The following is a 13,164-nucleotide window of genomic DNA, read 5'->3' as shown; positions in this document are numbered from 1 at the left end:
AAGACGGAAACATCAACATCGAATTAAACGAAATGGTAGCTGCTGGTATCTATGCTAACCTGGCTTTAGTAAACCACTCTCCATCTGAATTTGTAGTAGACTTTATTCAGTTGATGCCGGGTGTTCAGCAGGCTAAAGTAAGATCAAGAGTAATTCTTGCTCCACTTCATGCTAAAAGAGTATTAAACGCTCTTCAACAGAACATCGCTAACTACGAGCAGCAGTTCGGAGAAATCAAAGAAGTTGAGCCTTTCGTATTAGGAGGTAACAACGTTCAAGCGTAAGATTTCTTTTACAATAAATAAAGAATGCCCTGGTTTTTACCGGGGCATTTTTTATTACCTGCTTTTGTATATAATTCACTAATCAGTTTATTTTTTTCTTTTTTTTTATTTTTCGCAATTTTATTTTAAAAATATATTAAAAAAATACAAATAATTCAATTTAATGTATTAATGTTAATTTTTGCTGTAAATTATTGATAATTAATTTAAATTGGTTAAATAATTGATTTTTCTTTGTTAAATTTGTAAAAAATTGAATGGAATGAAAATTTACCCTATTGCAGCGGTCTTACTCTGCATGAATGTGTATGCACAAAAGCAAAATACACTTAAGGACAATCAAAAACACCTGCAGGAACTTTATGCTAAATATGACAAAAACCTTAAAAAGGCTCATAAAATTGCAAAAGCGGCAGGAATACCTCCTAATTTATACAATGAGGAAGATTATAAAAGAACAATGGATCCTGTAACAGGCAGAACAAACTTTGAAGGACTGGCAAAGGTAAACGAAGATATCTTAACAGGTAAATATCAACCTTCACAGCCTATGTCTTTTATTTCCAACAATGCCTCTGCTACAGGTAAAATAGTGAATGAGCCATGGATTGAAAGAGGACCGTATAGCGTAGGAGGGAGAACAAGGGCAATCATGTACGACCCAAATGATCTTACAGGTAAACGGGTTTTTGCAGGAAGTGTTTCCGGAGGACTTTGGGTAAATCAGGATCCTTCTGTAGCTGCTAATGAATGGCAGCCATTAAGTACATTCTGGGCAAATACTTCCGTTTCAAGTATTACTTACGATCCAAACAACCCACAGATTTTCTATGTAGGAACAGGGGAAGCTCCAACTGCTGATGCGGTAGGATCGGGAATATGGAAATCTACTGATGGTGGTACAACATGGACCCAGATTTTCACCATTCCGGTTACTTATTCTTCATCCGGAGTAAGAAATGGTAACTTTTATATTAATGATATCAAAGTAAGAAATAATAATGGAGTTTCTGAAGTATATGCCGGAGTAAGCGGCTCTTATGTAGGAATTTCATTTAACGACGGATGGCAGGGATTAAGCCAGGCTGGATTGTACAAATCTACAGACGGAGGAGCAACATTTACAAAAAATAACAGCTTATTAGCTCTTAACACAACTACTGGTGTAACCAGTACAACAGGATATTCTATACAACAGATAGAAATAGGGGCAGATAATGCAGTATGGGTTTCTACCAGATCTTCCAGATTCTCAAATATAGATTCCGGAGGACGAATTTTTAAATCTGCTGATGGTAATACATTTAATCAGGTGTATAACGTAGGAAGTAGTGGCTCAAGAGTTAATTTTACACTTTCCAGAACAGATGCCAATAAAATATATGCATTCATGCAGGGAGCATCTTCTTCAGAACCTATCAGAATTGCCAAATCTACAGATGGAGGAACAACCTGGCAGGCAACTAATGATGCAGCACCAGTTTTGGCATTGCCTACTGCTGCTGATACAAGTATTCCTGCCAATGACTTTACAAGGGGACAGTCTTTTTATGACCTGATCATTGCGGCAGATCCTCTGGATGATAATACACTGTATATAGGAGGTATCGATTTGTATAAATCTACCAATGGAGGAACAAGCTGGACACAGATCTCCAAGTGGTCCAATAATAACAATATGGCCGCCCTGCAGGTTTCACAGGTGCATGCAGACCAGCACGAAATTGTATTCAATCCTTATAATAATTATGCAACAGGACAAATGATGTTTGGAAATGACGGAGGAATCTATTATGCCGCCAATAAAGCTAATATCGGCGTTGCAGGTGGGTTTGCCTCCAGAAATACTAGATATAATGTCACTCAGTTTTACTCTGCCATGCTGAACCCGATAAAAACACCGGCTAATGAGGAGTTACTGGCTGGAGCACAGGATAATGGTTCCTGGTGGCTGTATGGAGTACCACAGGCAAATAATTTCCTTACCTCTCAATCTGCTACAGGGGGAGACGGAATGTATACCGAGTATGATGATCAGGATAATTATGAAATTGCAAGTTATGTTTACAATAGCCACTATTTACTGACTAACAACTCATACTACCTTATTTCTACCAGTGCCAACAGAAACATGGGGCATTTTGTCAACGAAATTGCTTTAGACAGAACCAATGATGTTTTCTATTCTTACCGTTCCGGGCTGACACTTTTCAGAACAAGCGGACTTTCTGCAACAGCAACATCTTTTACCAATAATGTGGTTACAGTGGGAACTGCACAAACAAACGAGCAGATTTCATGGATGAAAGTATCCCCATATACAACTGCTTCCACAACACTTTTCGTAGGAACCAATCTGGGAAGGATTTTTAAAGTAACAAATGCCAACACCACAGCATATGCAGCGACATTATTAACATCACCGGTAACAGGGACTGTTTCTGATATAGAATTTGGTGCCAACGAGAATGAAATTATTGTAACCTTCTCCAATTATAACCTTACCAGTGTGTTTTATTCTACAGATGGAGGGACAACCTGGCAGAACAAAGAAGGAAACCTTCCTGATATGCCGGTAAGAACCGTACTCAGAAACCCGGATAATCCGAATGAAGTGCTGTTAGGAACCGAAATGGGAGTCTGGGGAACAACTAATTTCCTGTCAACAACTCCGGAATGGGCTTCAGTAACAGGGAATATAGGAAATGTAAGGATTACCAACTTAGATTACAGACCTGTTACCAAAACAGTTTTGGTTTCTACATATGGGCGAGGAGCATGGACAACCCAGAATACAGTACCTGCTTTGTCTACAGCTGAAACCAAATCTAAGAAAGACATGAACATTATATATCCGAATCCTTCAAAAGGAATTTCTCATTTGAGATTTGATACTGCTAAATACAGCAGTGTGGATATAAGCATAGTGGATGGCTCGGGAAGATTAGTATACAGTAAGAAAAATGTAAAGTCTGATGAAGAGTTTGGACAAAAGCTCGTACCTGGAAATTATATTTTGAAAGCTGAGGCTAAAGGTGAAATCGTATATAGCGGTAACTTCCTGGTATTAGGACGTACCGGCGGTGATGATGATTAGGAAATGAATAATCAATTATATATAATATTATTTTGGATACTGGCTTCCTGCGGGATGCCGGTATCCTCCTTATCTCAGGATAAAACAGTATCCGTGATCTCCGCAGAAAAGAAAGAATGGATAGGAGGAAGAGCTGGAGTAAGAGGAGCGGTATATACTGTTAAACTGAAGAAGAAAAATAACAGTGTGATCACTGTAAAAACTTTTAGGGCGGAAGGAAATACCATTCCGTTTGTGCAGAAGAATGCAGGAAATACAATAACAATAAGCGGAAATCTTCCCTACAAAAATGATGAAGATATAAAGACTGCTGATCAGATGCCGGCTGGATCACCTGTAGATAATCCTGTTCCGCAAAAATTAAATCCAAAAGACAATTGGATAGAATATACCGTAAAAGGGTCGCAGGTATTGCATAAAATAAATTTTGAAAAATTTATATCCGTAGAAACATCTGAAGAGCCTGCACCTTAAAATCAATTTCAATCTTTGAATAAAAAACTACTTTTTATTTTTCTCTGTTTTCCGGTAATCATATTATTCAGCAATGTGATGTATTCTGTAGTTTCTCATGTTAAAAGAGAACTGTATGAAAAGACACAATACAGTATTGTAAAGAATAATTTCAGGAAATCTGAAACAATCTGTTTTACCGAAAAAGATCTTACAGAAGCAGAATGGAGAGAAGAAAAAGAATTTATACTTCATGGATTTTCTTATGATATTATCCGGGTCAGTACAGTGAATGGGAAAAAATATTTTTTCTGTTATATTGATAAAAAAGATATTATCATCAATTCTTTATTAGACTTTTCCAAAAAACTCGCTTTTAAAAAAACATGCTTAAAGCTGCAGATTGATCTTCCCGGTAACAATAAAAGCATCCTTAAGACACCAGGCTTCTTTGCCGTTTTTGAAAAAAAGGAATTCCGTTTTTTTTCAAATCATTTCTTAAAAACCATTTCCAAACATTATAATCAACAGGAAAATACTCATTATTTATCCATTATTTTTCCCCCGCCGGAAATTCATTGATGCTACAATGAAATATGGTATTAATGGTAATAAATTTAAATAATGAAAAAATATATAGGCATAGCAGCTTTGTTAGGCTGTACTATTGCACATGCTCAGCAGACACAGGAAGGATCAATTGATGAGGTCAATATCCTTGGAAGAAAAAAGATTAAGCAGGAACGCGCAGAATTCAAAAGACATGCACAATCTGTAGAAACCCTGTCTGAAGAAGATCTTAACAGAAATAATCCCGCAGCAATCGACCAGACTCTATCCACAATGCCAGGGCTTCAGGTAGATAAGCGAACGAATTTCGGAGGACAGAGACTTGTTCTGAGAGGATATGGGAATGATCAGAAGTTTAATAACTGGGGAGTAAAAGCCTATTGGAATAATATGCCTTTAACCAACGCCGAAGGAATCACCGTTTTAGACGATGTGGACTTTGCTTACGTAACCAACGTTGAAGTGATTAAAGGTCCCGCTGCAACCATGTATGGAGGAGGTGTAGGTGGAGCAGTTCGTTTCTATACACGTCCGGATTTTACAAAAGGAGCATCAGTTTCAGAAAATGCAATGTTTGGTGCTTTCAAAACCTTTCAGTCAAGAACACAGCTGAATGTTGCCGATGATAACTATTCAATAAGTGCTGCCTACGGACATCTTGAAACAGATGGATACAGACCAAACGGAGGCGGTTTGAAAAACTTTTTCAATGTCAATGGTACGGTCAAATTAAGCAAGAAAGATCAGTTAAGTTTCTTTGCAAGTCAGGCTTATTCCTATGAGCATACCTCAGGACAGATTTCATATGCTGATTATTATGCAGGGATTGATAACGGAAATGCCGCTTATATCAGTAAAAATGCTGGCACAAAAATAAAATCGACAAGAGTAGGATTGAGTAATTCTGTAAGCCTTACCTCAAACCTGAGAAATTATACTACTTTATTTTATTATAACGGAAATACAGAAAGTGTTTCAGCTGGAGCATATGGAGTGACAAGTTCCCCTAATGTAGGTTTGCGCTCTACTTTTACCCTGAAAAATGAATTTAAAGACTTTGAAAACCGACTGGATTTTGGGGCTGAGATACAGAATTCTGTTTCTACAACTTCCAGCTATCGCTTCGATGGGAGTAATCCGTCACAACCATTACTGACAACAGGAATGTCCGGAGCTTCTTATTTTAAGTATAATAATAATCAATCTACCTATTTTGTGATCGATTATCTGACTTATAAGCCCTGGGGACTTACATTACTGGCAGGAATAAGCGGTAACAGGACCAACTATGACAGGAAAGATCTCTTTGCTTTGCCAGGGTTAGTCGCCGGCCGTAAGGACCAGTCTTTCAATAAGAAGTATGACATGGCCTATACACCTCACTTTGCATTACAGAAAGAATGGAAACATCAGATCTTTAATCTAAGCTATAGTGAAGGATATAATTCTCCTACTGCAGCCTCTTCGTTTATAACAGCCACCAACACGGTAAATGATGACCTGAAACCTGAGCGTGCAAGAATGCTGGATTTCAGTGTACATGGCCTTTTACTGAACACAAAACTGGATTACCGCATTTCAGCATTCAGAATAGACTATTCCGATAAACTTACACAGCTGCTTTTACCAGGTAATACAAGCGGGCAAACGTACTGGGTTAATACCGGGAGTCAGAAAAATACAGGACTTGAGTTTAGCGTAGGATATCAGTACAGAACAGAGAACTCATTTATTGAGAGAATTGTTCCTTTTGTAAATCTTTCTTATTACGATACAAAATATAAAGATTTTTCAATCTATGATCCTAAATATCAAGACCCTGTTACAGGGAAAACTGTAGGAAAACTAATGGTGTACGACCATAAGACAGTAGTAGGAGTACCAAGGAATAAATACGCTGTAGGATTGGATATTTTTACCAAACCAGGATTCTATCTTGTGAATACCTATAATTATCTTGGAAATGTTTATTCGGATTTTAATAATACAAATCTGGTAAAAGGCTTTGGATTGCTTAATTCAAAATTAGGATTTAAAAAGTCATTCAATAAACTGGATCTGGACCTGTATGTGATGGGCAATAATCTTACGAACCAGATTAACTATACATTTTTATTCTTAGGAAATAATATCAATGATTCGGATAAAGGAAGTAACTACACAGTTCCGACAGATCTTAATCCCGGTCCCGGAAAAGCTTATTTCTTTTATGGATTCAACGTTAAATACAGATTTTAAATTCAAAAGCTTACTCATAAAGTTTGTTTTGATGATAAAATACCCTGGTTTTTGCCAGGGTATTTTTATGCCCTTAGATAAGAAAGAATAAAAATGAATTTGATTAATTGTTAATTTTCTTTAATAATTTAAAAATATATAGTAACGATATGTCATTTTTATATCTTTGTTTATGAAAATGTAGAAAATATAAGATATGATTGATAATTCGTTCGCTGTAAGTAAGTTTGGCTTTCTTGGTGCTGATTTTTTATCCGAGCTCGATAAGCATGCTGTTGTTATTGATATAAAAGCAAAAACCGAAATCATAAGGGAAGGGCAGAAAAATAAATTTGTTCCCTTTTTAATAAAGGGTTCTATCAAAGTTTTTACTCTTAATGATGGGAGAGAGCTTATCTACTATTATATTAAACTGAAAGATAGCTGTCTTATGACTTTTTCTTCTATTCTGACGGATTATATCAGTAGAGTATATGCTATTGCTGAAGAAGATTCCAAAGCGATTCTCATCCCCGTTTCTGTAATGCATGAATGGCTGATCAGATTTCCGGAGATCAACAAACTGTTTTACCATGAATATGACCGCCGGTTTTCCGAAGTGATGAACATGGTGAATGATGCTGTTTTCCACAAGTTGGATAAGAGAGTTCTGAATTATATCAAACAGCAGATTTTGTCCACCGGAAACAATCCTATTAAGATCACTCACCGTGAAATTGCCAGCAGTCTGGGGACTTCCAGGGAGGTAGTAAGCAGGGTTTTGAAAAAAATTGAAAGCGAAGGAGAAATTGTTCAGACTAAAGAAGGAATAAAAGTTCCTGTAAATGAAAATGTTAGGACAGTCTAATTTCAATTGTTCGAAAAGTTTATTTCTGTTATTGATAAAAACAATTCAGCTGGTGACTTTTATCACCTGATTTTGAATTGGGAACTCAATAAGTTTGTTGTATCATAATTTAATTCAGATTGTATATGACAAAAACTCTCTTATTTTTGTCGGTATTTTCTTCAGGTCTTGCCTTTGCACAGGAAGATCTGCTGAAAGATATCGACACTGTTAAAACCAATACAGAAACTTCACAACCCGCCTTCAAAGCCCTTCAGATTGCTACCGGGCAATCAACAAAACTGGCTGCTAAAAAAGAATGGTATATCGTGGTGGCCCATAGATTTGGAGATGTAAGTGCGGGATTCAAAGACTTTTTCGGTCTGGATCATGCTTCAACCAAACTTGGGGTGATCTATGGTATCTCAGATGCCGTTTCAGTCAGTCTGTCCAGAGAAACAAACATGAAAACGTTTGAAGGAGCTGTAAAATACAGGCTGGTAAGACAAAATGAAAATTTCCCGGTAGATATTGTGGGATATAATGTAATGGCAGCCAACACGGAGCTGAAGAAAGATACTTATTCACACCTTAAATTCAGTGACAGACTTTCTTATCTTACACAGGCATTGATTTCAAGAAGATTCAATGATAAGCTTTCCTTACAGCTTACCCCTTCTTTTGTTCATAAAAACCTTTACGAACCTAATATTGAAAACAAAAATCAGTTTTTAGCAGGTTTGGGAGGACGCTATAAAGTTTCAAAAAGAGTTTCTGTAAATGCAGAATACTTTGTGAATTTTGACGATCACAGTTTTTATAAAAACCCACTATCACTAGGGGTAGATATAGAAACCGGAGGACACGTGTTCCAGCTTTTACTTACAAACTCCCAGATTAATTCTGATATCGGATATCTTACCAATGCAACCGGAGCATGGGGAAAGGGACATATTTTCTTTGGGTTTAATCTTTATAGAGTTTTTTAATATGAGAAAGCTAACATCCTTATTGATATTGTCGTCAGCAGTTATACTGGCGACTTGTGACAGCAGAACTTATGAAGAGATTTCTGAGAATACACCCATCACAGTACCTGTAAAATATACAGCAGATGTAAAACCAATTGTGGATAACAACTGCATCAGCTGCCATTCTGCCGGAAGCTTTAAACCATTGGTTACCTATGATCAGGTGAAAAATAATATAGACGGAATTCTGGACCGTATTCAGCGACCTAACGGAGATCCAGGGAAAATGCCTCAGGGGGGATCTTTGTCTGCTGCCCAGATCAATATTTTCATCAAATGGAAAGCTGACGGACTCAATGAAAATTAAAAAAAATTGATATGAAAAAATTAGCATTATTAAGCGTATTACTGCTTTCCGCGGGTTATGCTTCAGCACAGAAGTACAGTTCTAAGACAGGCAAAGTGACTTTTGAAGCTTCGGTTCCTTTGTTTGATGATATTTTTGCCCAGGATGACAATAATATTGTGATTCTGAATGCAGATAATGGTGAAATGGCATCTGTTTCAACCGTTAAAAACTTCCATTTTAAAACCAAATTAATGGAAGAACATTTCAATGAGAGCTATGCGGAATCCGCGAAATACCCGAAAACAACTTTCAAAGGTAAAATTGTCAACTTTGATAAGACAAAGCTTACGGCTAGTCCTCAGAAATATACTGTCCAGGGAACACTAAACTTTCATGGGGTAGACAAAGCTGTTGCCTCTGCTGCCACAATATACTCAAAAGATGGTAAGATCTATATGCAGGGTAGTTTTATGGCAAAACCTGCAGACTATAAAGTGACTATTCCTAAAATGGTTACCAAAAAAGTTGCTGAGAATGTTAACATCGAGTACAACTATGTAATGGTAAAACAATGAGAAATATAATCTTAGTGTTAGGACTCTTTCTGGGGGTATGCCTGTCTGCCCAGGAAAAGGCAAAATCAATCTTTGATATTGCCAGAAGTGGAACAGTGGCTGAAGTACAGGAACTGATGAAACAAAATCCGGATGTTATAAATGAGGTCAATGAAAATGGTTTCTCACCACTTATTTTGGCCTGTTACAGAGGAAATGTCAGCGTTGCAGATTTTCTGATTGACAATGTAAAAGATGTCAATTATAAAAGTCGTGAAGGTACTGCACTGGCTGGCCTTGCCATTAGATACAATAAAGATCTGGTGGAACATCTGCTTAAGAAAAAAGCAGACCCCAATATTGCAGACGCCACCGGATATACCCCTTTATTCTGGGCTGTAAAATCAGGAAATAAAGAGCTGATAGAACAGCTGTTGAAATATAAAGCGGATAAAACAAAGAAAGATTCAATGGGAATGACACCTTTTGAATATGCATTGCAAACCAATAACAAAGAAATAATTAATCTCTTAAAAAATTGATATGAAAAAAACTCTACTAGCGCTTAGCGTACTTCTTGCCAATTTTGCATTGGCACAGTTTTCGTCAGGAACGGTAAACTTACCGGCAACTTCCATGACGGTGAAATTAGATACGACTCCTACCGGAGTAACGATTACAGTAACAGGTGACAGCAATTCTATGTTAGGAATCGGTTTTGGAACTGTGGGGATGGCTCCGGGATCAAATGGATTTATCTACAACTCATCAGCTAACAGAGATTATACGTTTATCGGAATGACAACTCCTACTGCTGACACTGCCCAGGATTGGACTGAAACTTCCAACACTGTTTCAGGATCTACAAGAACTATAGTGGCAACAAGATCTCTTACCGGAGGATCGGGGGATTTTGCTATTGCTAATGCCGCAGGAACTATTAATATCTTCTATTCACGTAAAAGTGGAGGTACTTCTTTAGGATACCACGATGTAGGAAGAGGATACGCAACATTAACAATGACAGCAGCCTCTTTATCAACCAACGAAATCGCAGCCAACAGCAAAAAAGTAAATCTTTACCCAAATCCTGCTAAAGCAACAGTAAGTTTCAAAAACTTTGATAAAATAAAGTCTGTTGATATCTATGAGGCAACGGGAAGAAAGGTAAAATCAGTAAAGCCTGAAGGCGAAAGCATCAGTGTTGAAGATTTACAATCAGGAAGTTATTATGTTGAAATCCTGCTGAAAGATGGAACTACATCTTATGAAAAACTGATTAAAGAGTAATCTCTTCAGAAAAAACACACCTAAATATTTTTTTAAAACAGATGCCCCTGATCTTTCAGGGGTATCATTTTTTTACAACATACCAATTCCAGGGCGATTGCGTTAAAATTCATATATTTGTGTATATCCGGATTCTTAACAAAAAGGCAATTTTAGCTTTATAATTTTTACGCACAATGGAATTTAAAACTTTAGCCGATATCACAACAGATGAGCTTTTATCAGTATTCAATCATTCATTTTCAGATTACGTTGTTCCTTTTCACTTAACGAAAGAGGTGCTTATCTCGAAAATTGCGGCAGAAAAATTGGATATGAATTTATCTGCCGGGGCATTTGAAGATGGAAAACTTGTTGGCTTTATCCTCCAGTCTGAAAAAGTTGAAAATGGTGAAAAGATTATTTACAATGGCGGGACGGGAGTTATTCCGGAAAGCAGGGGTAAGGGATTGGTGAGAAAAATGTATGATTTTATTATTCCTATTTTAAAAGAAAGAAATGCCAATACATTATTGCTTGAGGTGATTGAAGGAAATCAGCCGGCAATCAGAGCCTATGAAAACCTGGGTTTTACGGTTGTGCGGAGATTACTTTGTTTTAATGGAAGTATTCAGCAGGGAAAAGAAAATGATGAGGTCTCTGTTAAGGATTTAAGAGACTTTCAATGGGAGTTGTTATGTTCTTTCTGGGATATTGAGCCTTCATGGCAGGGATCTGTTTTCGTACTGGACCCGATGCCGGAAAACTATATTACCTTGGGCGCTTATGATGGGGATCAACTCGTTGGGTATATTGCTTATGGGCCGGCAGCTAAAAAAATATACCAGTTTGCAGTAGATAAAAATTACAGAAACCGAGGGATTGGCACAAAGCTTTTTAATGCCATCAGAGAAAAAAATGGCGGACAGGCCATAGCCCTGAATAATGTGGATGATTCCTCGGAAGGTACCAGCAAATTCCTTAGTAAAAAAGTAGGACTTAATAATTGGTTGTCACAGTTTGAAATGAAGAGAACTATTGAATGATCTTAATTTGATTCAAAAAAATAAACGTTTTAATATACTTTTAATCCTTTAAACTTTTCAGGCAGAAGTATAGAATGTAACTTTGCGAAAATTTAAAACAATGAAGCGAGGAATCCATTTTTTACTGCTGCTGATCTCTTTTACGACATTTGCACAGCAGGTAAATATTGATACAGCCCAGGTTGTCATCCCAGGAAGACAAAACAGTACCGAAGCACAGTCAAAGCCTTATGTGATTATGATATCTACAGACGGTTTCCGGTATGACTATGCCCGGAAGTATAATGCAGAAAACCTTTTGAAGCTGGCCAATGGTGGTGTAAAGGCCGAAGCAATGATTCCAAGCTATCCAAGCATTACATTTCCCAACCACTGGAGCTTGATTACCGGACTTTATCCATCTCATCATGGTCTGATTGATAATTTTTTCTACGATTACAAGAGAAAAGAAGGATATGCAATGAGCAGTAAAAAAAATGCTGAAGACGGAAGCTGGTATGGAGGAACTCCGCTTTGGGGGCTTGCTGAAAAACAGGGAATGGTATCAGCCTCTTTAATGTGGGTTGGATCTGCCAGTGATGCAGGAGGGATGAGACCTACTTATTATTATCCGTATCATGAGAAATTCACACCTTCTGAAAAAGTTGAAAAAGTAGTAAACTGGCTGAAATTACCAGAGGATAAGAGACCTCATTTTATTTCATTGTATTTTCCTGAAGTGGATGGAAGCGGACATCATTATGGCCCTGATGCGAAAGAAACTGAAAATGCAGTACACCTGATAGATCAGGCTGTTGGCGATCTTGTTCAGAAAGTAAACGGACTTGGCCTAAAAGATGTCAACTTTGTTTTCGTTTCAGATCACGGTATGATCAAAGTAGATGGTGGTGCACCTCTTGAAATTCCGGCTGTTCTTTTTGATAAAAACAGATTCGATTTTTATAATTCCCAGACCTTGCTAAGAGTTTATGTTAAAAACCCGGATGAGGTGAAAAAAGTGTATAAGGAACTGAAAGCCAATAAAACTGATGATTACGAAGTATATCTGGATAAAAAACTGCCAAGATACCTTCATTTTGCAGCCAGAGATGATCAATACAACAGAATCGGACAGATTTTACTGGTCCCGAAAGCCCCTAAGATTTTTCTGGAAAAAGGGAAGAAAACATCGGTAGGAAAACATGGTTACAATCCTAAAACTGTTCCGGAAATGAAAGCCACATTCTTTGCATGGGGACCGGAATTTAAAAATAATCTGACAATCGGAGAATTTGCCAATATCAATGTTTATCCTTTGGTTGCAGAAATTTTAGAACTGAAAATTGATCAGCCTATAGATGGCAAGCTTAAAGTTTTAAAAGAAACACTGAAAGAGAAAAAATAATCTTAAGGATTAAAAACATAATAATAAACGAGTTTCGGGGGGGCCGTGGGGTGGGGCTAATGGAGGTTTTTTAAATAATAATTAAAATTAAAAAAGTAATTAAATAAAAAAGAAAAAACAAAA

General features: G+C 37.1%; 13 protein-coding genes. All 13 read left to right on the top strand.

The window, feature by feature from the left end:
• On the top strand, window positions 1–284 hold a 284-nt coding region (locus ACE3RB_RS18830), incomplete at its 5' end, for a DUF3467 domain-containing protein (RefSeq protein WP_374465626.1).
• Window positions 285–546: 262 nt separating this feature from the next.
• The gene (locus ACE3RB_RS18825; protein WP_374465625.1) at window positions 547–3,381 is read left to right on the top strand and encodes a T9SS type A sorting domain-containing protein; all 2,835 of its coding nucleotides are present in this window, start codon (window positions 547–549) and stop codon (window positions 3,379–3,381) included.
• Window positions 3,382–3,384: 3 nt separating this feature from the next.
• Window positions 3,385–3,855, top strand: coding sequence for a hypothetical protein (locus ACE3RB_RS18820; protein WP_374465624.1), 471 nt, complete (start codon window positions 3,385–3,387; stop codon window positions 3,853–3,855).
• A 15-nt stretch (window positions 3,856–3,870) separates the two neighbouring features.
• Entirely contained in the window at window positions 3,871–4,416 is a 546-nt protein-coding gene (locus ACE3RB_RS18815; protein WP_374465623.1) for a hypothetical protein, read from the top strand.
• Between the two features lie 42 nt (window positions 4,417–4,458).
• Window positions 4,459–6,642 (top strand): TonB-dependent receptor, encoded by a 2,184-nt coding sequence (locus ACE3RB_RS18810; protein ID WP_374465622.1) that lies wholly within the window; start codon window positions 4,459–4,461, stop codon window positions 6,640–6,642.
• 196 nt (window positions 6,643–6,838) lie between these two features.
• Entirely contained in the window at window positions 6,839–7,489 is a 651-nt protein-coding gene (locus tag ACE3RB_RS18805; protein WP_374465621.1) for a Crp/Fnr family transcriptional regulator, read from the top strand.
• 125 nt (window positions 7,490–7,614) lie between these two features.
• Complete coding sequence (locus ACE3RB_RS18800) at window positions 7,615–8,457, top strand: DUF5777 family beta-barrel protein (RefSeq protein WP_374465620.1); 843 nt, start codon at window positions 7,615–7,617, stop codon at window positions 8,455–8,457.
• Between the two features lies 1 nt (window position 8,458).
• Window positions 8,459–8,806: a cytochrome c gene (locus tag ACE3RB_RS18795; protein ID WP_374465619.1), complete on the top strand. Its 348-nt coding sequence runs from the start codon at window positions 8,459–8,461 to the stop codon at window positions 8,804–8,806.
• An 11-nt stretch (window positions 8,807–8,817) separates the two neighbouring features.
• Window positions 8,818–9,363, top strand: a complete 546-nt coding sequence (locus ACE3RB_RS18790) for a YceI family protein (protein WP_374465618.1) — start codon at window positions 8,818–8,820, stop codon at window positions 9,361–9,363.
• Window positions 9,360–9,884, top strand: a complete 525-nt coding sequence (locus ACE3RB_RS18785) for an ankyrin repeat domain-containing protein (RefSeq protein WP_374465617.1) — start codon at window positions 9,360–9,362, stop codon at window positions 9,882–9,884. The genes ACE3RB_RS18790 and ACE3RB_RS18785 overlap by 4 nt, the downstream gene beginning before the upstream one ends.
• Before the next feature lies 1 nt (window position 9,885).
• Entirely contained in the window at window positions 9,886–10,632 is a 747-nt protein-coding gene (locus ACE3RB_RS18780) for a T9SS type A sorting domain-containing protein (RefSeq protein WP_374465616.1), read from the top strand.
• 176 nt (window positions 10,633–10,808) lie between these two features.
• Window positions 10,809–11,657, top strand: coding sequence for a GNAT family N-acetyltransferase (locus ACE3RB_RS18775; protein WP_374465615.1), 849 nt, complete (start codon window positions 10,809–10,811; stop codon window positions 11,655–11,657).
• A gap of 100 nt (window positions 11,658–11,757) precedes the next feature.
• A complete protein-coding gene (locus ACE3RB_RS18770) occupies window positions 11,758–13,041 on the top strand; it encodes an ectonucleotide pyrophosphatase/phosphodiesterase (protein WP_374465614.1) in 1,284 nt (427 codons plus the stop codon).
• Window positions 13,042–13,164 lie beyond the last annotated feature (123 nt).

The sequence above is a fragment of the Chryseobacterium sp. genome (genome assembly GCF_041914225.1).
Classification (GTDB): domain Bacteria; phylum Bacteroidota; class Bacteroidia; order Flavobacteriales; family Weeksellaceae; genus Chryseobacterium.
Note: the sequence above shows the minus strand (reverse complement) of the source record. Positions and strands in the feature narration are given on the sequence as shown.